This is a genomic window from Mycobacterium sp. IS-3022 (genome assembly GCF_001500065.1).
Taxonomy (GTDB): Bacteria; Actinomycetota; Actinomycetes; order Mycobacteriales; family Mycobacteriaceae; genus Mycobacterium.
This window is the reverse complement of sequence record NZ_LQIN01000034.1, coordinates 277,780-299,302: the sequence shown is the minus strand read 5'-3', so window position 1 is coordinate 299,302 and position 21,523 is coordinate 277,780. Positions and strand designations below refer to the sequence as shown.

The following is a 21,523-nucleotide window of genomic DNA, read 5'->3' as shown; positions in this document are numbered from 1 at the left end:
TTGATCCCCGCGTCAGGACGGTTCGTCAGGTCGGTGCCACCGTCGACCATGGCACGGTCAGCACCCCGTCGCGCATCCGGCGACGCGCGGGCGTGACGGGAAAGCCGTTGTCGCGCAACGTCTCCAGCATCGCGCGCCACCGCACCCGCGGGCCGAACACGCCGTGGCCCGCCACGCTGGCCCACGCCCGGTCGGCGGCGGTCAGCAGCGCGTGCACGGGTTGACCGTCGACGTTGTGGTGGATCAGCACTTTGGGCAGCCGCTCGGCGAGGTCAGAGGGGCGCTCGATCGCGAACGGGTCGCAGGCCAGGGTCAGGCTTGTCGGCCCATCGGCGTCGAGCAGCACCCAGCAGCAGCGCCTGCCCAGCTCGTCGCAGGTGCCATCGACGATGAGCCCGCCGGGCGCCAGTTGCCGCTGCATCGTCGACCAGGCCTGCGCGACTGCGTCGACCGGGTACTGTCGCAGCACGTTGAACGCCCGCACCAGGACCGGATGCATGCCCGCCAACTCGAAACCGCCGAGGCCGAATTCGACCGAGTCGGTGACCGCGGTGCGCGCCGTATGCACCCGCTCGGGATCGATCTCCAGGCCGATCACGCGAATGTCGTTGCGCACCAAGCGAAGCCGCGCCGCCAGCTCCAGCGTCGTGACCGGCAGCGCGCCATAGCCGAGATCGACGACGAGCGGATCCTCGGCGGAGAGCAACGTCGCGCGGACCCGCGGCGCGTGGACGAGCCAACGATCGCTGCGACGCAACCGGTTGTAGCCGGTGGTGCCCCGCGTCAGCTGACCGATTGGCCCGCTCATGACCCGATTCTAGGGAGCGACGACGGCGACTCCGCGACCCACGCCGTCTTGACCGTCAGGCGTTCTCGGCGATCCACACCGTCGTGAAGCGCTGCTCGGCGATCAGCAGATCCACCAGTTGACTGCCGATGAAGTTCTCGATCTTGCCGCCGACGAGCGGCACCCGAACCTCCACCTCGACGGTGAACTCCAGCCGTGAACCGGGGCCCGCCGGTGCCAGTGCCGCGGTGCCGGTCAAGCCGGCTGGTGCGCCGGGAATCGACCCCTTGACCGTCGCGCCGGCCTTCCCGTCGCGGACCGGGCTCCAGGTCTCTTCGCGCACGAAGCTCAGGTCGCCGCGATGGAACTGGGTCACCACACCGGGCAACCGGTCCGCCCGCAGCGTTTGGGTCGTGACCACGTCGATGCCGCCGTGCTCGTCGACCACCATGGAGTCCAGCGAGTAGTCGTCGGCGCCGGAATCGGTCAGCCGCGCCAGCCAGTAGCGTTCGTCGCTGAAAGCCCGGTGGACCTGTTCGACGCTGCCCCCGTACTCGGCGGCCATGTCGAATGAACGCGGCATAGCTGGTCAGGCTACCGTTACCGCCCGTGGTGAGTTCGCAACCCGGGGGCGCCTTGGTCGAGGAGGCGGTGCCGCTCGCACCGCTGACCACGCTGCGCGTCGGCCCCGTTGCGCGGCGACTGATCGCGTGCGACACCACCCAGAAAGTGATTGACGTGGTCCGCGATCTCGGCCCGGATGACGACGCGCTGGTGCTGGCGGGCGGCTCGAACGTGGTGATCTGTGACCAGCTGACCGACCTGTCCGTCATCTACCTCGCGAACACCGAGATCACCGTCGATGGCAACCTGGTTCGCGTCGAGGCCGGCGCGGTGTGGGACGACGTCGTGGTGACCTCGCTGGCGCACGGGCTGGGCGGGCTGGAGTGCCTGTCCGGGATCCCGGGATCCGCCGGCGCGACACCGGTGCAGAACGTCGGCGCGTACGGCGCGGAGGTGGCCGACACCATCCGACGGGTGCGGCTACTGGACCGTCGCACCGGGAAAGACCGTTGGGTCACCCCCGACGCGCTGCGGTTCGGCTACCGCACCAGCGTCCTCAAACGCGCGCACGACGCGATCGTGCTCGAAGTGGAGTTCGCCCTGGACCCCGACGGGCACAGCGCGCCGCTGCGCTACCGCGAACTGGCCACCGCGCTGGGCGTCGAGCAGGGATCGCGCGCCGATCCGCTCGCTGTGCGTGAGGCGGTGCTGACCCTGCGCTCGAGCAAGGGCATGGTCATCGACATCGGCTCGGAAAACCCGGATCACGACACCTGGAGCGTCGGGTCGTTCTTCACCAACCCCGTCGTCACGCCCGCCGAGTTCGAGCGGATCCGCGCCCAGCACGACGGGCCGGTGCCGAACTATCCGGCGCCCGACGGTGTCAAGCTCGCCGCGGGTTGGCTCGTCGAGCACGCCGGCTTCGGCAAGGGGTACCCGGGCGAGGGTGCCTCCGTGCGGCTGTCGACCAAGCACGCGCTGGCGCTCACCAATCGCGGCGGCGCCACCACCGCCGAGGTGATCGCGCTGGCCAGGACGGTACGCGACGGTGTTCTAACAAGATTCGGGATCGAACTCACAGCCGAGCCTGATCTGATCGGCTGTTCGCTGTAGGTACGCTGGGTTCACGTGAGTACCGGGGAACCCCTGCCGTCGTTCAACCGACGCCGCGCCCTGACCGCACTGGCGGTCGGTGTCGTCGCGCCCGGGGCCCTGGCCGCCTGCATGGCCAACGGCGACGAACCGTCCGCGCAGGACGCCCCCGCAGCGCCCACGCTGAACTTCAAGCCTGCCGACGGCGCCACCGACATTTCGCCGACCGAGCGCGCCGGCGTCGAGGTCAGCAACGGCTGGTTCCAGCGGATCACCCTGACCAACCCCGACGGCAAGGTCGTCGCCGGCGCGCTCAACCGCGACCGCACCGAGTTCACGATCACCGAACCGCTGGGCTACGGCGCCGAGTACACCTGGACGGGTTCGGTGGTCGGCCGCGACGGCAAGGCGGTGCCGGTCGACGGATCGTTCTCCACGATCGACCCCAGCACCCAGGTAAGCGGTCAGTTCCAGCTCGCCGACGGTCAGGTCGTCGGGGTGGCCGCCCCGGTCATCATCCAGTTCGACGCCTCGATCAGCGACAAGGCGGCGGTGGAGAAGGCGCTCAAGGTGACCACCGAGCCGCCCGTCGAAGGCAGCTGGGCGTGGCTGCCCGACGAGGTCGGCGGGTCCCGTGTGCACTGGCGCACCCGCGAGTACTACCCGGCCGGTACCAAGGTGCACGTCGACGCCAAGCTCTACGGCGTGCCGTTCGGCGACGACGCCTACGGCGCGCAAGACGCGACGCTGACCTTCGAGATCGGCCGTCGCCAGGTCGTCAGGGCCGAGGCGTCGTCGCACCGCATCCAAGTGCTCGACGGCAACGGCGCGGTGATCATGGACTTTCCGTGCAGCTACGGCGAGGGTGACCTGGACCGCAACGTCACCCGCAGCGGCATCCACGTCGTCACGGAGAAGTACGAAGACTTCTGGATGACCAACCCCGCAGCCGGTTACGCCAACATCCACGAGCGATGGGCGGTGCGGATCTCCAACAACGGCGAGTTCATCCACGCCAACCCGGCCAGCCTCGGTTCGCAGGGCAGCAGCAACGTCACCAACGGCTGTATCAACCTCTCGGAGTCCGACGCCGAGCAGTACTTCCACACCGCCGTCTACGGCGATCCCGTCGAGGTCACCGGGACCCGCATCGAGTTGTCGTACTCCGACGGCGACATCTGGGACTGGGTGGTGCCGTGGGACGAGTGGAAGGCGATGTCGGCGCTGTCGGAGCAGAACGGACCGGATATTCCGAGCACCGCGCCCGCGACGCCCTCGGGCGCGCCGCAACCGGTCAACGGCCGCCCCGGCCGCTAGTTCATTGACGCAATGTCGCGCTGAGAACGCCGCCGCGGCTATATATGCGCGGTGTCGCTGTCAGGCTGACATTGCGATCGGCTAGCGCCGGTTGAAGCGGGATCCACTGGCGCCGCTGACCTGATCGCGCGGCCGCACGACGATCAGATCCAGGTCGACGTGCGACGGTCGGCTGGCGACGAACCCGATGATCTCCGCGATGTCTTCGGCCAGCAGCGGGGTGACGCCCTCGTAGACCTTGGCGGCGCGTTCCTGGTCGCCCTCGAACCGGTTCAGCGAGAAGTCGGTCTTCACCATGCCGGGCGCAACTTCGGTGAGCCGCACGGGTTTTCCGAGCAGCTCACTGCGCAACGTCCGATGCAGCACGCCTTGGGCATGCTTGGCGGAGGTGTACCCGCCGCCGTTGTCGTAGATCTCCACCGCGGCGATCGAGGTGACCGTGACGATCAACCCGTCGCCGGAGTCGATCAGCCTCGGCAACAGCGCGCGGGTCACCAGCAGGGTGCCGAGGACGTTGGCCTCCCACATCCAGCGCCAGTGCTCGATGTCGGCCTCGGCCACCGGATCCAGTCCTCGCGCGCCTCCGGCGTTGTTGACCAGCACCGAAACCTGCCCGGGTACCCGGTCCAGCGCCTCAGCCAGCGCCGACACCGCCTCGGTGGACGTGACGTCCGCCACGATCGCGGTGCCGCCGATCTCTTCGGCGAGGGCGTCGATGGGCTGCTGGCGACGGGCTACGCAGACGACGTGAAAACCTTGTGCGGCAAGGGTTCTCGCGGTGGCCGCGCCGATGCCTGCGCTGGCGCCGGTGACCACCGCGACTCGACTGTCGGTCCGGGGTGTCGTCATCTGCCCAACTTTAGTTGGCGTGCTAAGTTCACCGTGTGCTGTCCAGTCAGGCCTGTTCCCGGCGTGCGTGTTGTTGTCGCGCACTTCGCCGCGCCTGACTGACCCCGGACAACCGCTGTCCTGCTGAGTCGCCGGGTGTGGCCCGAGAACCCACCGGCCGACCTCTCCGAAGGACAAGCAGATGCGCACTTCCGTCACCACCACTCTTCCCGCGAAGCCGTCGGTCCGCAGCGCCCAGCACGCCAAGCGCGCGCTGTTGGCCCGTCGGCACGTCGTCGCGCCGGCGCTGAAGGTGGCCGACGCCGCCGCCGCGTCGGTGTTCAGTGCGGCCCGCGTGCGCGGGCCCATCGCCCGTGACGTCATCGCCCAGGTCACCGGCCTGAGCATCGCGACCGTCAACCGCCAGGTCACCGCCCTGCTCGAAGCCGGTGTGCTGCGGGAACGCGCCGACCTCGCGGTTTCCGGCGCGATCGGCAGGCCTCGCGTGCCCGTGGAGGTGAAGCACGAACCGTTCCTCACGCTGGGGATCCACATCGGCGCCCGCAGCACCAGCATCGTGGCCGCCGACCTCCTCGGTCGCACCCTCGACGTCGTCGAAACGCCTACTCCGCGGGCCCCGCAGGCCGCCGCGCTGGCGTCGCTGGCCGACAGCGCCCGCCGTTACCTGGGCCGCTGGCATCGCCGCCGCCCGCTCTGGGTGGGCGTGGCGGCCGGCGGCGTCGTCGACAGCACGACCGGTTACCTCGACCATCCGCGGCTCGGCTGGTCCGACGCGCCGGTCGGGCCTGTACTCGCCGAGACCCTCGGTCTACCGGTGTCGGTCGCCTCGCACGTGGACGCGATGGCCGGGGCCGAACTGCTGCTCGGGGGACGCAGGCAGGCGTCGGACACGTCGACGAGCCTGTACGTCTACGCCCGCGAGACCGTCGGCTACGCGCTGTCGATCGGCGGCCGGGTGCACTCGCCGGCCAGCGGACCCGGCACCATCGCCGCGCTGCCCGCGCACTCCGAATTGCTCGGCGGCACAGGGAAACTGGAGTCCACGGTCAGTGACGAAGAGGTGCTGATCGCCGCTCGCAGGGCGCGCATCATCGCCGCCGATGGGCCTGGCTCGACGATGCAGGTGCTGTTCAAGATCGCTCGCCAAGGAAACCGGCCCGCGCAGGAACTGCTGGCCGAACGCGCGCGGGTGCTGGGGGAGGCCGTCGCGTTGCTGCGCGACATGCTCAACCCCGACGATCTGGTCGTCGGCGGTCAGGCGTTCACCGAATATCCCGAGGGCATGAGCGTCGTGGAGACCGCGTTCGCGCAGCGATCGGTGATGGCTGCCCGCGAGATCCGGCTGACCGTCTTCGGTAACCGCGTTCAAGAGGCCGGCGCGGGTGTGGTGTCGCTCGGCGGCCTGTACGCCGACCCGATCGGCGCCATGCGGCGGGCGCAGCGCCGGGAGGCCACCGAAGCCAGTGCGTGACGGGGCGGCTGCGGGCGCGGTGTAGACATGACTGTGTGCGCCTAGCAACGGAACTGCCCCGACGCGTAGCCGTGCTGTCGGTGCACACGTCGCCGCTGGCCCAGCCCGGCACCGGCGATGCCGGCGGCATGAACGTCTACGTGCTGCAGAGTGCGCTGCAGATGGCTCGCCGCGGTGTCGAGGTCGAGATCTTCACCCGCGCGACGTCGTCGTCTGACCCGCCGACCGTGCGGGTGGCGCCCGGTGTGCTGGTGCGCAATGTGGTCGCCGGGCCGTTCGAGGGGCTGGACAAATACGACCTGCCCACGCAGTTGTGCGCCTTCACCGCGGGGGTGCTGCGCGCCGAGGCGACGCACGAACCCGGCTACTACGACATCGTGCACTCGCACTACTGGCTGTCCGGTCAGGTCGGCTGGCTGGCCCGCGACCGCTGGGCCGTCCCGCTGGTGCACACCGCGCACACCCTGGCCGCGGTCAAGAACGCCGCGCTGGCCGACGGCGACTCGCCCGAACCGCCGCTGCGCGCGGTCGGTGAGCAGCAGGTCGTCGACGAAGCGGACCGGTTGATCGTCAACACCGAACATGAAGCGCAGCAACTGATCTCGATGCACAACGCGGATCCGGCGCGGATCGACGTCGTGCACCCGGGTGTCGACCTGGAGGTGTTCACGCCGGGGGATCGGAAAGCCGCGCGTGCCGCGCTGGGGCTGGCCGCCGACGACCGGATCGTCGCGTTCGTGGGCCGCATCCAGCCGCTGAAGGCGCCCGACGTGGCATTGCGCGCGGCCGCCAAGCTGCCCGGGGTGCGCGTGCTGGTGGCGGGCGGTCCGTCGGGCTCGGGCTTGTCTGCGCGCCCCGGCACGGGCGGCCTCTCGATGCCCGACGGGTTGGTTCGGCTGGCCGACGATCTGGGTATTTCGGACCGGGTGACGTTCCTGCCGCCGCAGTCGCGCGAACAGCTGGTCAACGTGTACCGGGCCGCTGATCTGGTGGCGGTGCCCAGCTATTCGGAGTCCTTCGGCCTGGTCGCCGTCGAAGCGCAGGCGTGCGGCACGCCGGTGGTGGCCGCGGCGGTCGGTGGGTTGCCGGTCGCGGTGCGCGACGGCGTCACCGGGATCCTGGTCGACGGCCACGACGACGGCGACTGGGCGCACGCCATCGGCGATCTGCTGCAGCGTGCCGACGGCATGAGACCCGCCGCGATCGCCCACGCCGCCACGTTCTCGTGGTCCCGCACCGTCGATGCGCTGCTGGCCAGCTACGGCCGTGCGATCGGCGATTACCGGGCACGCCACCGGTCACGCGACGGCGGCGCGCGCCGCACCGGCCGGCGGTTCTCGCGGCGGCGGGGCGTGCGGGCATGAGCACCCACGCCGCGAAGGTCATCGAGGATGCGTGCAAGGAGAACGGCCTGGTCTGCACGCACCACGAGGGCGCGCACGGCGGATTGCCCGGCATCATCGTCGAACTGCCCGGCGAAAGACGGCTGAAGACCAACACGATCCTGTCCATCGGCGAACACTCGGTGCGCATCGAGGCGTTCGTCTGCCGTAAACCCGACGAGAACCACGAGGGTGTGTACCGGTTCCTGCTCAAGCGCAACCGCCGGCTCTACGGGGTGGCCTACACGCTCGACAACGTCGGCGACATCTATCTCGTCGGCCGGATGTCGTTGGAATCGGTCACCTCCGAAGAGGTCGACCGCGTGCTCGGCCAAGTGCTCGAAGCCGTCGACAACGACTTCAACACGTTGCTGGAGTTGGGTTTTCGCTCGTCGATCCAGAAGGAGTGGGAGTGGCGGGTGTCGCGCGGCGAGTCGTTGAAGAACCTGCAGGCGTTCGCCCACCTGATCGACGACGACGACGCGGACTGACCCTTCGCCCAAACCTACGTTTTGGCGGCTTTTCTCGACAGAATCCCGCCATTTCGTCGGTCTCGGTACGGGCAGAAGTCGATCCGTCTGCCGTGAGAAGATTTCGGCATGGGTGACTGCACGCTGATTCTGCTTCGCCACGGCGAGAGCGACTGGAACGAGAAGAACTTGTTCACCGGCTGGGTCGACGTCGACCTCACCGAGAAGGGTCGCGCCGAAGCAGTGCGGGCCGGTGAGCTGATCAAGGAGCTCGACCGGCAACCCGACGTGGTCTACACCTCGTTGCTGCGCCGCGCGATCACCACCGCCAACCTGGCCTTGGACAAGGCCGACCGGCACTGGATCCCCGTGCACCGCGACTGGCGGCTCAATGAGCGGCACTACGGCGCGCTGCAGGGGCTGAACAAGGCCGAGACCAAAGGCAAATACGGCGAAGAGCAGTTCATGGCGTGGCGGCGCAGCTATGACACCCCACCGCCGCCGATCGAGCCCGGCAGCACCTACAGCCAGGACGGCGACCCGCGCTACGCCGACGTGCCCGGCGGCCCGCCGCGTACCGAGTGCCTCAAGGACGTGGTCGAACGGTTCGTGCCGTACTACACCGAGACGATCGAACCGGACCTGCGGGCGGGTAAGACGGTGCTGATCGCCGCGCACGGCAATTCGCTGCGTGCGCTGGTCAAGTACCTCGACGGCATGTCCGACGAGGATGTCGTGGGGCTCAACATCCCGACCGGCATCCCGCTGCGCTACGACCTGGACTCCGATCTCAAGCCGACCGTCATCGGCGGCACCTACCTCGATCCCGAAGCCGCAGCCGCGGGCGCCGCCGCCGTCGCGTCCCAGGGCGCGAAATAGGGCGGATAGGGCGAACAACGGGTTAACAGACGAAGGCCGGGGCCCGAATTTCCTTCTTTCCTTGTGTGACTTGTCCCGATTCGGCCGCACGCTGCTGGGATGACGTTCACCGGGTGCGTACGATTTCCGCGTGAGTGTCGTTTCGGCACTGCTGCTCGCAGCGGTGGTCGCACTGCTCGCTCTGGTGACCGGTGTGGCCCTCGGAGCGGGGCTGGCGCCCCGCCTGAGGGAACGTCGGCAGCGTCGGGCCAGCGCGCAGGCCGGCATCACCGTCTCGCAGATGCTCTCCCACATCGCTTCGCGGTCACCCACGGGAATCGTGGTGGTCGACCACTTCCGTGACGTCGTGTACGCCAACGACCGAGCCCGGGAGCTGGGCCTGGTCCGAGACCGGCTGCTCGACGAGCGGGCCTGGCGCGCGGCTGAACGCACGCTGTCCACCGGCGAGCCCACCGAAGTCGACCTCGCGGGGAACAAGCGGGCCAACCCCGGCCGGTCCGGGCTCTCGGTGCGTGGCCACGTTCGGCTGCTGACCGAACAGGATCGCCGGTTCGCGGTCGTCTACGTCGACGACCAGTCCGAGCACGCCCGGATGGAAGCCACCCGCCGCGACTTCGTGGCCAACGTCAGCCACGAGCTCAAGACCCCGGTCGGCGCGATGGGCGTGCTGGCCGAGGCGCTGCTCGCGTCGGCCGACGACCCCGCGACCGTGCGCCGGTTCGCCGAGAAGATGGTCGCCGAGTCCAACCGGCTGGCCAACATGGTCGGCGAGTTGATCGAGCTGTCCCGTCTGCAGGGTGCCGAGGCCCTGCCGGCCCTGGACGCCGTCGACGTCGACACCGTGGTTGCCGAGGCGTTGTCCCGCCACAAGGTGCCCGCCGACAACGCCGACATCAGGATCACCACCGACGCGCCGACCGGTTTCCGCGCGCTGGGCGACCAGTCGCTGCTGGTGACCGCGATCGCGAACCTGGTGTCCAATGCGATCGCCTACTCGCCGCACGGGTCGTCGGTCTCGATCAGCCGCAGGCGGCGCGGAGACACCATCGAGATCGCGGTCACCGACCGCGGTATCGGCATCGCCCGAGAGGACCAGGAGCGGGTGTTCGAGCGATTCTTCCGCGTCGACAAGGCGCGCTCCCGGGCCACCGGCGGCACCGGGTTGGGGTTGGCGATCGTCAAGCATGTCGCGGCCAACCACAACGGAAGCATCCGGCTGTGGAGTCAGCCGGGTACGGGATCGACGTTCACACTGTCGATTCCGGCCTACCCCGATCATGAATCGGACGAACGAGAGGACCAGCGAGACCAATGACCAGTGTGCTGATCGTGGAGGACGAGGAGTCCTTGGCCGATCCCCTGGCCTTTCTGCTTCGCAAGGAGGGGTTCGAGGCCACCGTCGTCACCGACGGGCCGACCGCCCTCGCCGAGTTCGAACGCGCCGGCGCCGACATCGTGCTGCTCGACTTGATGCTGCCCGGTATGAGCGGGACGGACGTGTGTAAGCAATTACGTTCGCGCTCAAGTGTTCCGGTGATCATGGTGACCGCCCGCGACAGCGAGATAGACAAGGTGGTCGGACTGGAGCTCGGCGCCGACGACTATGTCACCAAGCCCTACTCGGCGCGCGAGCTCATCGCCCGTATCCGTGCGGTGCTGCGGCGCGGCGCCGACAACGACGACATCGGCCTCAGCGACAGCGTCCTAGAGGCCGGGCCCGTCCGGATGGACGTCGAGCGTCACGTGGTGTCGGTGAACGGGGAGCCGATCACGTTGCCGCTCAAGGAGTTCGATCTGCTCGAATATCTGATGCGCAACAGCGGCCGGGTGCTGACCCGCGGCCAGCTCATCGACCGGGTGTGGGGCGCCGACTACGTCGGCGACACCAAAACCCTTGATGTGCATGTCAAGAGGTTGCGGTCGAAGATCGAGGCGGACCCCGCGAACCCGGTGCACCTGGTCACCGTCCGCGGCCTCGGCTACAAGCTCGAGGGCTAGCCGCCCTCGGATTTCGGTGTAGTTGGCAGCGGTGAGCGCGACCAACTACACCGGATCTCGCGTGCGCAAAAGTGGATCTAGACGAGGGGTATCCGGTACCTCAGGTATCTAGTACTATCTGTATGGGTAATGCATGTTGGCCCGCTCGCAGATGGGAAACAGCACGTGACGACGATTCCGCGCAACACCCGGGATGAATCCCTCGGCGCTCGGCTCGGGCGATGGGCCGACGAATGGCGACAGATGGCGGCCGTTTCTTTGTCGTCGTCGGGCGGCCCGAAGGCCGGTCAGATCTACGACATCGTCGGCACTCAGAATCTGTACGGCGAGGAATCGCTGTTCATCAACTTCGGCTATTGGAAGAACGGTCCGGCGACCCTGGACGAAGCGAGTCGCGACTTGGCTCGGTTGCTCGCGCGCGACGCCAACTTCAACCCATCTGACACGATCGTGGACTGCGGCTGCGGTTACGGCGACCAAGACATGTTGTGGATCAACGAGTTCGGCCCCGAACACATCACCGGAGTAAACGTCGCTGCCGAACAGGTCGCAATCGCGACGCGGCGGGTGGCCGAAGCGGGGTTGGCGGACAGGATCGGCTACGTCAACGCCTCCGCGACCGATCTGCCGTTCGAGGACGAATCGAGCACCAAGGTGGTGGCGCTGGAATCCGCCTTCCACTTCCCGTCGCGAGTGGATTTCTTCGCCGAGGCGCTGCGGGTGCTACAGCCCGGCGGCCTTCTGGTGACGGCCGACATCGTGCCCACGCGCACACCACTGACAGCGCCGGCCCGCCGCGAGGTTGCGCGTCGCGGCTGGCGGGGTGCGCCCCGATGGGCGGTCGCGGCGGCGGCCGACCTTGCCGGGTATTGCGATCTCCTGCAGTGCATGGGTTTTGTGGATGTGCAGACACGACCCATCACCGATGACGTCTATGCCCCGCTGGGCAGGTTCCTGACGAAGAGATTGCGCGACGCCGACATGCGGCATGTGAACCCTGTCGTCCGTTATTCGTTCACGCCCTTGGGTTTTCGGCTGAGCGCACACTTCTCGGATTACATTGTGGCCGTGGCGGCCAAGGCATAGGGGATCGCGATGGAATCGGTATCGGATCTTGTGGGCGGTCACGAGAAAGAGGCCTCCGTGGGACCACGGGTCACCTACCGCGTGGTGCGCAACGGCGACATCGACATCGCCGTTTACGAGCAAGGCAATCGGGCCGGCGAGACAGTGCTGTTATTGCACGGATGGCCGGACTCGCACGACATGTGGAACTCCGTCACGCCACATCTGATCGATCGGTTCCACGTGGTGACCGTCGACAACCGCGGACATGGGCAGTCGTCGAACCCGAAGAGCTATCGAGAGTTCAAGCTGGCAGCCCTCGCCAGCGACTACCTCGCCGTCATCGATGCAGTCGGCGACGGCAAACCGGTCCACGTGCTCGCCCACGACTGGGGCAGCGTCGCGATGTGGGAGGCCGTGTGCGATCCGACCGCGCAGCACAAGATCGCCTCTTTCACGTCGGTTGCGGGCCCCAACGCCGCGCACCTGACGATGTGGGCGCGGCACCGACTGTCTCGGCCGACGCCAAAGAATGTCGCACATGTGCTAGCTCAGGTGGCTTCGCTTCTCTACATGGCGTACTTCGCATTGCCGCTCGTCCCGAATGCGTTCTTCCGGATGACAATGACCGCCGAGCGTTGGCGCACAGGGCTTTCCCGCGTCGAGGGGGCCGACGCAAACCAGATCTCGCTAGGCCCCACCTTCGACCGGGACATCGGCAACGGGTTGCGCATTTACCGGGCCAACATCTTGTCCGCCCTCAAACCGCGGGAGCAGTTCACCCAAGTTCCGGTGCAGGTGATCGTCGGGACGAATGATCCCGCAGTCCGCGCGGCCAGTTACTCCGACGAACTCAAGTGGGCTCCCGCGGTTTGGCAGCGGGTGGTGCGCGGCGGGCACTGGTTGCCGTTTTCGCACCCCGAGCTGTTGGCGACCGCGACGACCGAATTGATCGACGCGGTCTCCGGGCTGCCTCCGACGCGGGGGCTGCGCCGAGCCGAGATGGGCAGGAAGCGAAGGCCGTTCGATGACCAACTCGTGGTGATCACCGGTGCAGGCAGTGGCATCGGCCGAGAGACCGCCATTGCCTTCGCCCGCGACGGTGCCGAGGTCGTCGTCTCGGACGTCAACCTGGCATCGGCGAAGGAGACGGCCGCGCTGATCGGCGAGCTCGGCGCTGACGCCCACGCCTATCAACTGGACGTCTCCGACGAGGCGGCGGTCGTCGCTCATGCCGAGCAGGTAGTGGCCGCGCACGGAGTACCCGACGTGCTGGTCAACAACGCCGGCGTGGGCCAGGCCGGTCGGTTCTTGGCGACGACGTCCGACGAGTTCAAGCGCGTGCTCGACGTCAACCTGTATGGCGTTGTCAACGGCTGCCGCGCGTTCGGGCCGAAGATGGTCAGCCGCGGTCTCGGCGGGCACATCGTGAACCTGTCCAGCATGGCCGCCTACACACCGCAGCAGGGCTTCACCGCTTACTCGACCAGTAAGTCCGCGGTATTCATGTTCTCCGACTGCCTACGCGCCGAGTTGGCGTCCGCAGGTATCGGCGTCAGCGCGATTTGCCCAGGCATCGTGCACACCAACATCGTTCGCAGTTCAGTGGTGTCGGGCCTCTCCGAGCCGGAGGCCGAAAAGAAGCTTGCGACGGTCGATCGCGCGTATCGACTCCGCCGCTACGGTCCCGACAAGGTCGCCAAACAGATCGTCGCGGCGGTGCGCAAGAACAAGTCCGTCGTCCCGGTGACGCCCGAAGCGCGGCTACAGTACCTGGCGCACAGGCTGGCCCCGGGTATCGGTCGGATCGCCGCCAGGAAGGTCGCCCTAGGGTAGTGACGTGTGCTACTGCGGGCGCCAAGGGGCGGCCGAAACCCGTTGCGCGTCCGGCCATATCGCCATCGCTGCCGGTGACGCGCAGAAGACGTCCTGGGCTCTCTCGATGTCCATACGGATCATGCCCAGACCCTCTTGTTGGTGCGTACGGCAGCTCACCGTGCGCACCTCCCCGGTGTGGAGGTCGATGTCCTCGGCCTGAAGGGTCAACGTGACCGCGACGGTGAACCCGGCGCCGGTAGGCACGTAGAAGGTGAGATCGCGGCTGGTCAATGCGCCCCAATTGGTGACGACGTAGCCGTCGCCGCTGGGGTAGACGGCTTGCCCCTCCATCTGAGTTCGTTCGAAATACGCCCGGTCCCCCTCTGCGCGCCACACGGAAAACCGGGTGTTCGAGCCACTGTTGTACGACCGGCGAGCGATGGGCACTATAATTTCCTCGCGGCCGTCGCCGTCGAGATCCTCCAGGCCGACCGGCGCCGGGTCGGAGGGCTCGGTGACCTCGTTGATGGTCTGAGTGACGGTGCCGGACCCGTCGGTGACCTCGATCTTCACCGCCAACGGTGGCGCCGAGGGGCCGCCGGTACTCCAGTAGGTCACGTCGAACGCCAAACCCCTCCGATCCGTGGAAATGAGCCGGCAGTCCTCGTGCCCCATCGGTTCGGCGGGGTTGATCATCGTCTTGTGGTGAGCGCAACGAGGCAAGGTGTCGTCCGCGCTAACCGGCGGGCAGCAGACGATCACCGCCGCGGTTACCGCCGTCGTTCCGACCAGCGCGCGAAACATCGTGCTACCGCGGGGGAGTCGGTCGGCCGGGAGTCGGGCCGGGCTCAGCTGGAGGACCCGGTTGACTGGGCAGCACCTGATCGGCGTTGGCGGCCTTGCTCCCGGTCTTGGGGCCGATGTCGGAAACCTGCCACGTGTCACCCGCCTTGTTGACGGTGATCTGCAAGAGAACTATCGACACCCGAGGCTCCGGATTCTGCAAATTCCTGGTGGTCTGGCTGGCCGACACCACCACTTGGTAGACATCCCCGGGCTGTGGGGTCACCTCCGTCGCCAGCACTTCACCGGTCGAGGTGACCTGCGCCTGAAGCATCACGCCCTTCAGCAAGTCTTCGGCATTGATGTACTTGTCCTTCAGCGCGTCGGACACGCCCTCCTCGACCGATCGGAAGAACGCGTCGGGGTCTTTGAACGAATACGTCAACGATTTGAGCGCGTAGTCCTTCGCCAGCTGTGCGGCGGCCGCGCGGTTGGCCTCTTCCTGACGCATCGCCGAGAGCTGGTCCGCGGCGTTCTTGTACTGGAGATAACCGAACACACCGACGCCGATGAGAACGATGAGCAACACAGCGGCAACCCATTGCCAGGGATTCCGGCGGGAGGACGCCGGCTTGTGACCTTCGTCGACGGGCGCGGGCTTCTCGGCGACCTTGTCTACCTTGTCGTGCGTCTCCTTGGCGGTGCTCTCCTCCTCGACCGTGGCGCCTTCGTCGACGTCGTCTTCGGAGCTGTCTGCCATGTCCGCCTCACTCGTTGTTCTGATTGTCATGATGCCCCCTTACGGCTGTGGCCATTCTGGAACGAGAAGTTGAAGACGCATGGCGCCTTCGTCGTTGAACGTGGACTTCCAGAAGTCGAGCCAATGTCCGGCGTCGATTTCGACATCGCGGATGGGTGCCGTCGCCGGTTCGAGAACGGTGGCGAAGGTACTCAAGGGCCCGGCGAGCAGTTCGATGTATTGGCTGATCTTGTCGACGAGGGATTCGATGGCTCCGTCGTCGCCGAACATGTCGGTGCCCAGCTGCGACAGGCTGTCGAATTCGCGGATCAGACGGACGAATTCGGGAACCGCGCTGGGCAGGATATGGCCGGTCTCGGAGAAGACCGCGCCCACCTTCAGGTCGCCCATCCCGGTGGTAAGTGTGGACAGGTTGCCGAAGAGCGTGTTGAGCAGTTGCTTGTTCTCCTGCACCATTCGGGCGTAGAGACCTGCCGTCGTCGCCAACGAATCGAGGGTCTCGTCGTTGCCGGTGATCGCCTCCGCGAGATTGGTCACCACGGTGCGCAAGTCCTCATGATTCAGCGCCGAGAACAACGCGTTACCGCGGGCGAGGATGTCGCTCACCGTGACGGCGCTTGTCACCCGGTCGGCAGGTATCACCGCACCGTCCGACAAGTAGGGCGGCGCAATGACTTCCGGTTTGAAGTCGATGTACTGTTCACCGGCCACGGAGAGGGCTTCGACGCTGATCGGGCTGTCGACGGGGACCGGATGTTCGCTGTCGAGATCAATAGCCACCGCCAAACCGGCAGGGGTGGCCTGGATGCCGGTGACCCGTCCGACCTTGATGCCGCGCATCGTGACATCGGATGTCGAGAGCAGGCCGCCGGAAGCTTCGAGCATCAACTGTATCCGGGTGACCTGCTTCGTCGGACCCATATCGAGCACCCCGAGGGACATGTAGCCGGCGCCGATCAACGTGATGATTGCGAGGATCACCAGCGTCGCTCCTGCGTTGAACTTCATGGCGCGAGTAGCCCCATCGTCTGCATCCTGGTGATCACCTCGTCGGCGCGGGCCGCCGGATCCAGGCCGATCGACCCGTCCGGATTGTGCAGTCCGGTCACGGTGTAACGCGGCCCGCCCTTACGGAAGAAGCCGATGAGCTTGTCGCGGATGAGGTCGACCGTCTTGTCCATGATCGTCGGAATCGTGGTGTCGGCAGTGGCGACCGTGCCGATGAAAGGTGTTGCATGCGAGATCACCTGAAGTATCTCGGCGGTGTTCGGATCGATTGCCGGAGAGATGTTGCGGGCCAGCTTGCCTGCGTCTATCACAAGCTGCACGATGTTCAGCGTGACGCTGCCGAGTCCGATGAGCTTGTCGGGGCCTTCGGTAACGAGTCGGTCGAAGGTGTGGGTATTTTCCACCAAGCTGTTGCTGATGTTCCTGGCGCTTGCCAGGATCTCGTTGATGGTGTCCCGATTTGCCGCGAGGTCGTTCAGCGTTCCCGCAACCTTCTGCTGAACTTCGGTGATCTCGGCGGGGTCGCTCGGGAAGGCGTTGTTGAGCTTGATCACCGTGTCCTGCAAGGTGTTCAGTCCGCCACCGGACGCGAGGTCGGACACGGACCGCAGGACATCCTCGACGTTGTCAGCGGGGGCGGTGTTGCTCAACGGGATCGCGTCGCCATCGTGAAGCGTGGTCGGCGATGGATGGTCCGGTGTCAGCAGCGCGATGTAGATGTCTCCGAGCACCGTCGCTTGGCGCAGTTCAGCGCGGGTGTTCTGAGGCAGCCGGACATCCGATGAGATGTCGACGCTGGCCACCGCGGTGCTGCCGTCAAGCGCCACGTGATCGAGCACGCCGACCTGCACTCCGCCCGAATCCACCTTCGCCTTCGCAGGCAGATTCAGCACGCTGGAGAACTCAATCTTGATCCGGTACGCGTCACCCGGCACGTACGAGCCCGGCACGGGCAGGTCGGTCGGATCGAGTGAGCACGCGGGTGTCAGCGCCAGAGCCAGCGCGGTGATCACCGGGACACAAAGGCGTGCGGCGGTCATCCGAGGGCTCCGCCCAGGATGAGGTTGGTGAGACCGAGAGTGACGGGGTCCGACGCCGTCCCGGGTGCGCATGCGGAATTGGCTCCCGGTGTGTTGCGGGCCCGCAGTTCGGTGCAGATGGCGCTTGCCTGAGTCGGTGAGATCGCGACGCGCGGTGGGTAATACGTGACGTTGTGGGTGCCCCATGTGGGCTCGTAGATGTCGGAAAGCCAATTGGTGAACTGCGGAAGCGAGTTGAGGAACCCGAGTATGTGAGGGGTGTAGGCGTTGAGGAGGTCAGTGACCCAGGGGATTAGCTTGTCTGAGATGTTGTGGTAGACCCGCGGAGCGAACCGGTCGAGGGTGTCCTTCAATATCGGGAGCAGATGCACGAGCCTGCTCAACGCCGTTGCGAAGTGGTCGGAGAGGTTCTCTATCAACAGGGCCGTATCAGGCAGTGTCTTGATCACGACCGCGAATGTGTCCCAGTGCCGCAGCCAACCCGAGGTGAAGATCTCGCTGTTCTCCAGCAACTGCCGGTAGTCGGCGTCGGCCTTGTAGGGATCACCGACCATCGCGACGAGATTCTGCAGCGTCTGCTTGATGGTGACACCTGTGCCGTCCAAGGATCGGCTGGCCGCGGCCAGGCTGTCGTTGATCGCGGCCACGCCAGGCGCGCTGAACGGATCTTGGCCTGCCTCGCGGCCCAGGATGGCATCGGCGAGATCGCCGATCGCTGCGAAGGATTCGCTGATCCCGATCGGGGTCTTCGTGGACTTGATCGCAATACATTGCGGCCCGGTGAACTTGGGTCCACCGGCGTAGGGCTTGGTCAGCTCGACGTGGCGGTCGGTCACGATCGAGTCGCCGTAGGTGACTGCCCCGACGTCGGCGGGCAGGTCGAGATCCTTGCGGACGGTGAAGTCGACCCGGACGTGGTCGGGCTCGTTGGTGATCGCCGTGACCTCGCCGACTTCAATCCCGAGCAATTGCACCTTGTTGCCGGTGTACAGACCCGCCGCGTCGGTGAACTCGGCGCACATCGCACGGACGCCATCGATCTTCGGCAGCAACGTCTTCGCGCCGACGACCGCGGCGGCGACCACCGTCAACACGATCGCGGTGGTCGCAACGCCCACGAACTTGGCACGGAACCTGTCGCGGAGAAAGTGTAGGGGCCTCATCTCAGCACTGCCTGGTGATGTTGGGAATGCACACGTCCTCGCCAGGCATGAGCCGGTCGCTCTCGTCGATCACGACGCCGTTGCCGCTGAGCATCGGAACCACGATCCGCAGAATCTGGCCCAGGCCGTCGGCGGCTTCGCCGATCCGTTCGGGATGGCTGAACAGCGTGTCGAAAATGTCGTCGATGCCGTGGGCCACCGGCGCGACCTCATCGTGGTAGAACACCATCAACCGGTCGACGAGGCGCGCGAGTTCGGATAGCAGGCTGAAGAATTCGACGATCTCTACGGACTTCGTGGTGAGTCGGGCGCCCACGAGCGCGAACTGCTGCGCCATGACGACCAGTTGTTGTCGGCCGGCGACGAAAGCGCTGGAGTACTCGTTGAGGAAGTCGAGTCCGCGGTGGTAATCCGCGGTGACCTGGCTCAGCGACGTCGTCAGGGTGTTCGCGGTCTGGAGGACATCCCGCAACGCGTCGGGGTACTTGTTCGCCGCGTTGGCGACCTCGCTGAACGTGTCGTGGATGACGTCACCGTCGACCTCCTGAATCAGGGGTGTCGCCTCCTGGATGATGTCGTTGATCTCGAACGGGGTCGCCGTCTGTTGCGGAGGAATCACCTTGTCGCCCAACGGATGAATACCCTTGGGGTCGAGCGCCACGTAATGCCCGCCCAGCGGAGTGAGTAGCTTGACCTCCAGCGTGGAGTCCGAGCCGATCACGAGTGACTTCGTCACTTCGAAGGTCATCTTGACCACGGTGCCGTCCAGACCGATTGAGGTGACCTTGCCGACGGGTATTCCCGCGATGCGGATCTCGTCGCCGGGCCGCGCCCCACCCGAGCTTTCAAAGTGCGCGGTATAGCTGCGCTGCCCGAGGGGGTTGACATAGAGCGCACCGGCTGCGACCAGCGACACCGCGATGAGGAGGCTGCCGATGACACCGATCCGACGGCTGCGGGCGCCGGCGGCGTGCTCGTCGAGCAGGGCGGGGCGGTTGCGGCGGAAGAGCCTCATCGGCACACCACCAGGTTTTGTTCGGCGAAGGAGACGATGCCGATGCCTGGCAAGGTCACCTCGCCGTTGGAACACGTGAAACGCGGTACAGCGGGCCTGTCTTCGATGAGTTGGTTGCGCAGGCCCTGAATCAGGGACGGCACCAGCGACAGCCCGGCGATGATGGTCGGCGTCTGGGGGAACATCCGAGCGGTCAGGTCGTAGAACGGGACGGTCATACCGTCGAACGTGCGCTCGGTGTATTGCAGAATCTGGATCACGTTGCGCAGTGTCGGCACCGCTTCGTCGATGCCTTGACGGAATCCCTCGGCCTTGGCCGTCAGTCGGATCAGAACACCGTTGAGCGTCGTGATCAGGTCGAACAGTTGCTTCGATTTGCCGCCGAGGTCGACCGAGATTTCTCCGAGATTGCGGATCAGGGTGATGAAGACCGCTTGGCGATCGGCGGCGAATTTGGAGACCTCATCGAGGTCGCGCAGTACGGGCCCGATACCGGATTCGTCGCCTTGGATGAGCCGCAGCAGGTTCTCACCGAGCTGGTTGAACTCTGCCGGGTCCAAGGTACGGAAGATGGGCCGAAAACCGTTGAACAGCTTGGCCACATCGAACGACGGGATTGTCGAGCCGATCGGGATGGTGGAGCCCGCCGGTAGCAGGGCGCCCGGGGCATCGGGTTGGGCCAGTTCCAGATACCGCTGCCCGACGAGGTTCTGGTAGCGGACGGCAGCTACGGTCTCGCTGTACACGGGTTGACTGGCCACCACAGTGAACTCCACGTCGGCGTTGCGGCCGTTCAGTCGGATGGTCTTGACCTTGCCGACCTGGACGCCGGAGATCCGGACGTCGTCGCCGACGTAGAGGCCGGATACGTCGCTGAATGTCGCGGTGTAGGTGGACTCCGCGCCCTCGACGGGGTTGCGCAGCGCGGTGACGACGATGAGCGCGCACACCAAGGCGATCGCGGCAAACACTGTCAACGCGAGCGCGGATCGTGCGGTCTTGTTCACCGTCAGCCCCCCGGCGCCACAGGTGTCGGTGGTGCTGGCTGCTCGGCGGGCAGGGCAGCGGCCAGGCCGGGCATCGCGTCCAGGAGCACATCGATGCGCAGCCGGACCTTGCCGTCGATGATGGGGAAAGCTGCACTGGTCCGGTCGATCAGCCCCGATAGGCGATCGTAGGCCGGTGCCAGGCTGCCCAGCGCGTAGGTGGTAGGTGCGGCGACGTTGACGATGCCGTTGGCCATCGGTACGACCCAGTGATTGTTCTTGTTGAACAGATCGGCGACGAAGTTCAACAGGCCACTGACCTGAACGAGGATCGTGTTCGTCCGGTCGGTGCCCCCCGGCTGGACAAGGAACGTCAACTCGTCCAGGAGCTGGTTCAGCAGCCCGGCGAGCGGAACCAAGTCGTTGACGCCGTTGACGAACGACGCGATGACCGACAGCGACTGTGAGATCGGTACGGTCTGTGCGTCGACGAGGATCTTGGCGGTGTCGAAAACGGACCGAGCGGAAGGTTCGACGAGGTCGGCGTGCTTGCGCAGCGTCTCGATGATCCGGTCGACCGCGGGTGAATCCAGCACCGATGTGAGCTTGGTCCCCTCGCGCAGCAGCCCGGTGATCGACGAGGACCGCGCGTTGTCGCCGATCATCAAGGTCCGACCGGGTGCGAGCCGACCACCGCGTCCGCTACTCACGAGTTCGACTGCGGCCGTGCCGAATACGTTCGATGAGGTGAATTGGGCTCCGGTATCCGATTTCAACGCGGCGGCCTGTCGTGGGTCGAGCACGAGGGTCAGCTTCTGCCTGTTGTAGCCGATCGCCTCCAGCTTCTTCACCGAACCGATTGTGAGGCCCCGGAATTTCACCTCTGCGCCGGGCGTGAGGCCCTCACCGATCGAGTTGGCGACAACGGTGAGGTTGAACGCGGGCTCGTACTTCCCAGAGGCGAGCTGGACCAGCAGCGTGGTGGCCACGGCCAGGGCGGCGAACACGACCAGGCCCCGCAGCCGCAGTTTCGTTGGGCTGGCTGCTCGTCCGGACTCGTCGTGGAAGATCGGCAT

General features: G+C 66.4%; 21 protein-coding genes. 10 read left to right on the top strand and 11 right to left on the bottom strand.

Translation table 11 applies throughout. The features are described 5' to 3' along the window. Positions 1–25: 25 nt before the first annotated feature. Both AU188_RS18685 and AU188_RS18680 read right to left on the bottom strand, forming a co-directional pair. Complete coding sequence (locus tag AU188_RS18685) at positions 26–808, bottom strand: class I SAM-dependent methyltransferase (protein WP_059164901.1); 783 nt, start codon at positions 806–808, stop codon at positions 26–28. A 55-nt stretch (positions 809–863) separates the two neighbouring features. Continuing rightward, entirely contained in the window at positions 864–1,370 is a 507-nt protein-coding gene (locus AU188_RS18680) for a DUF2505 domain-containing protein (protein ID WP_059164902.1), read from the bottom strand. A gap of 26 nt (positions 1,371–1,396) precedes the next feature. Between AU188_RS18680 and AU188_RS18675 the strand changes: the two genes are divergently transcribed. Together AU188_RS18675 and AU188_RS18670 are read left to right on the top strand one after the other, a co-directional pair. Next, complete coding sequence (locus tag AU188_RS18675) at positions 1,397–2,464, top strand: UDP-N-acetylmuramate dehydrogenase (protein ID WP_059164903.1); 1,068 nt, start codon at positions 1,397–1,399, stop codon at positions 2,462–2,464. Between the two features lie 15 nt (positions 2,465–2,479). Then, complete coding sequence (locus AU188_RS18670; RefSeq protein WP_059164904.1) at positions 2,480–3,760, top strand: L,D-transpeptidase; 1,281 nt, start codon at positions 2,480–2,482, stop codon at positions 3,758–3,760. A gap of 81 nt (positions 3,761–3,841) precedes the next feature. Here AU188_RS18670 and AU188_RS18665 read toward each other — a convergent pair whose 3' ends face one another. After that, positions 3,842–4,609 (bottom strand): SDR family oxidoreductase, encoded by a 768-nt coding sequence (locus tag AU188_RS18665; protein WP_059164905.1) that lies wholly within the window; start codon positions 4,607–4,609, stop codon positions 3,842–3,844. A gap of 181 nt (positions 4,610–4,790) precedes the next feature. On the opposite strand from AU188_RS18665, the gene AU188_RS18660 reads away from it, so the two are divergent. From AU188_RS18660 to AU188_RS18625, 8 genes are all read left to right on the top strand, one after another. Beyond that, on the top strand, positions 4,791–6,080 hold the full coding sequence (locus tag AU188_RS18660) for an ROK family protein (protein ID WP_059164906.1): 1,290 nt from the start codon (positions 4,791–4,793) through the stop codon (positions 6,078–6,080). Positions 6,081–6,115: 35 nt separating this feature from the next. Continuing rightward, positions 6,116–7,444 carry a D-inositol-3-phosphate glycosyltransferase gene (mshA, locus tag AU188_RS18655; RefSeq protein WP_059164907.1) on the top strand — a complete coding sequence of 443 codons (1,329 nt, stop codon included), beginning with the start codon at positions 6,116–6,118 and terminating at the stop codon, positions 7,442–7,444. Next, on the top strand, positions 7,441–7,953 hold the full coding sequence (locus AU188_RS18650) for a type III secretion system chaperone family protein (RefSeq protein ID WP_059164908.1): 513 nt from the start codon (positions 7,441–7,443) through the stop codon (positions 7,951–7,953). The genes mshA and AU188_RS18650 overlap by 4 nt, the downstream gene beginning before the upstream one ends. A 108-nt stretch (positions 7,954–8,061) precedes the next feature. Beyond that, entirely contained in the window at positions 8,062–8,811 is a 750-nt protein-coding gene (locus tag AU188_RS18645) for a phosphoglyceromutase (RefSeq protein WP_059164909.1), read from the top strand. 130 nt (positions 8,812–8,941) lie between these two features. Next, entirely contained in the window at positions 8,942–10,126 is a 1,185-nt protein-coding gene (locus AU188_RS18640; protein ID WP_059164910.1) for a sensor histidine kinase, read from the top strand. Beyond that, positions 10,123–10,809, top strand: a complete 687-nt coding sequence (gene regX, locus AU188_RS18635; RefSeq protein ID WP_059099169.1) for a two-component sensory transduction protein RegX — start codon at positions 10,123–10,125, stop codon at positions 10,807–10,809. Before AU188_RS18640 ends, regX begins: the two co-directional genes overlap by 4 nt. 165 nt (positions 10,810–10,974) lie before the next feature. After that, the gene (locus AU188_RS18630; protein WP_286137547.1) at positions 10,975–11,895 is read left to right on the top strand and encodes an SAM-dependent methyltransferase; all 921 of its coding nucleotides are present in this window, start codon (positions 10,975–10,977) and stop codon (positions 11,893–11,895) included. 9 nt (positions 11,896–11,904) lie between these two features. Next, positions 11,905–13,710: an SDR family oxidoreductase gene (locus AU188_RS18625; RefSeq protein ID WP_059164912.1), complete on the top strand. Its 1,806-nt coding sequence runs from the start codon at positions 11,905–11,907 to the stop codon at positions 13,708–13,710. 9 nt (positions 13,711–13,719) lie between these two features. On the opposite strand, the gene AU188_RS18620 is transcribed toward AU188_RS18625, so the two are convergent. From AU188_RS18620 to AU188_RS18585, 8 genes are read right to left on the bottom strand one after another with little or no spacing between them, the layout of a single operon-like run. Then, on the bottom strand, positions 13,720–14,496 hold the full coding sequence (locus AU188_RS18620; protein ID WP_059164913.1) for a hypothetical protein: 777 nt from the start codon (positions 14,494–14,496) through the stop codon (positions 13,720–13,722). 4 nt (positions 14,497–14,500) lie between these two features. Continuing rightward, complete coding sequence (locus AU188_RS18615) at positions 14,501–15,235, bottom strand: PsbP-related protein (RefSeq protein WP_082686677.1); 735 nt, start codon at positions 15,233–15,235, stop codon at positions 14,501–14,503. A gap of 39 nt (positions 15,236–15,274) precedes the next feature. After that, entirely contained in the window at positions 15,275–16,243 is a 969-nt protein-coding gene (locus AU188_RS18610; RefSeq protein ID WP_059164915.1) for an MlaD family protein, read from the bottom strand. Then, complete coding sequence (locus AU188_RS18605) at positions 16,240–17,283, bottom strand: MlaD family protein (RefSeq protein ID WP_059164916.1); 1,044 nt, start codon at positions 17,281–17,283, stop codon at positions 16,240–16,242. The genes AU188_RS18610 and AU188_RS18605 overlap by 4 nt, the downstream gene beginning before the upstream one ends. Further along, the gene (locus AU188_RS18600) at positions 17,280–18,446 is read right to left on the bottom strand and encodes an MlaD family protein (RefSeq protein ID WP_059164917.1); all 1,167 of its coding nucleotides are present in this window, start codon (positions 18,444–18,446) and stop codon (positions 17,280–17,282) included. Before AU188_RS18600 ends, AU188_RS18605 begins: the two co-directional genes overlap by 4 nt. 1 nt (position 18,447) lies before the next feature. Beyond that, a complete protein-coding gene (locus tag AU188_RS18595) occupies positions 18,448–19,461 on the bottom strand; it encodes an MlaD family protein (protein WP_059165025.1) in 1,014 nt (337 codons plus the stop codon). Continuing rightward, a complete protein-coding gene (locus tag AU188_RS18590; RefSeq protein ID WP_059099161.1) occupies positions 19,458–20,468 on the bottom strand; it encodes an MlaD family protein in 1,011 nt (336 codons plus the stop codon). The genes AU188_RS18595 and AU188_RS18590 overlap by 4 nt, the downstream gene beginning before the upstream one ends. A 2-nt stretch (positions 20,469–20,470) precedes the next feature. Next, positions 20,471–21,523: an MlaD family protein gene (locus AU188_RS18585; protein ID WP_059164918.1), complete on the bottom strand. Its 1,053-nt coding sequence runs from the start codon at positions 21,521–21,523 to the stop codon at positions 20,471–20,473.

What these genes read in the sequence shown, in the direction of transcription:
- AU188_RS18685 (WP_059164901.1), bottom strand. Translation starts at nt 808, where the DNA reads ATGAGCGGGCCAATCGGTCAGCTGACGCGGGGCACCACCGGCTACAAC.
- AU188_RS18680 (WP_059164902.1), bottom strand. Translation starts at nt 1,370, where the DNA reads ATGCCGCGTTCATTCGACATGGCCGCCGAGTACGGGGGCAGCGTCGAA.
- AU188_RS18665 (WP_059164905.1), bottom strand. Translation starts at nt 4,609, where the DNA reads ATGACGACACCCCGGACCGACAGTCGAGTCGCGGTGGTCACCGGCGCC.
- AU188_RS18660 (WP_059164906.1), top strand. Translation starts at nt 4,791, where the DNA reads ATGCGCACTTCCGTCACCACCACTCTTCCCGCGAAGCCGTCGGTCCGC.
- AU188_RS18650 (WP_059164908.1), top strand. Translation starts at nt 7,441, where the DNA reads ATGAGCACCCACGCCGCGAAGGTCATCGAGGATGCGTGCAAGGAGAAC.
- AU188_RS18645 (WP_059164909.1), top strand. Translation starts at nt 8,062, where the DNA reads ATGGGTGACTGCACGCTGATTCTGCTTCGCCACGGCGAGAGCGACTGG.
- regX (WP_059099169.1), top strand. Translation starts at nt 10,123, where the DNA reads ATGACCAGTGTGCTGATCGTGGAGGACGAGGAGTCCTTGGCCGATCCC.
- AU188_RS18625 (WP_059164912.1), top strand. Translation starts at nt 11,905, where the DNA reads ATGGAATCGGTATCGGATCTTGTGGGCGGTCACGAGAAAGAGGCCTCC.
- AU188_RS18620 (WP_059164913.1), bottom strand. Translation starts at nt 14,496, where the DNA reads ATGTTTCGCGCGCTGGTCGGAACGACGGCGGTAACCGCGGCGGTGATC.
- AU188_RS18615 (WP_082686677.1), bottom strand. Translation starts at nt 15,235, where the DNA reads ATGGCAGACAGCTCCGAAGACGACGTCGACGAAGGCGCCACGGTCGAG.
- AU188_RS18610 (WP_059164915.1), bottom strand. Translation starts at nt 16,243, where the DNA reads ATGAAGTTCAACGCAGGAGCGACGCTGGTGATCCTCGCAATCATCACG.
- AU188_RS18605 (WP_059164916.1), bottom strand. Translation starts at nt 17,283, where the DNA reads ATGACCGCCGCACGCCTTTGTGTCCCGGTGATCACCGCGCTGGCTCTG.
- AU188_RS18600 (WP_059164917.1), bottom strand. Translation starts at nt 18,446, where the DNA reads ATGAGGCCCCTACACTTTCTCCGCGACAGGTTCCGTGCCAAGTTCGTG.
- AU188_RS18595 (WP_059165025.1), bottom strand. Translation starts at nt 19,461, where the DNA reads ATGAGGCTCTTCCGCCGCAACCGCCCCGCCCTGCTCGACGAGCACGCC.
- AU188_RS18585 (WP_059164918.1), bottom strand. Translation starts at nt 21,523, where the DNA reads ATGCCGATCTTCCACGACGAGTCCGGACGAGCAGCCAGCCCAACGAAA.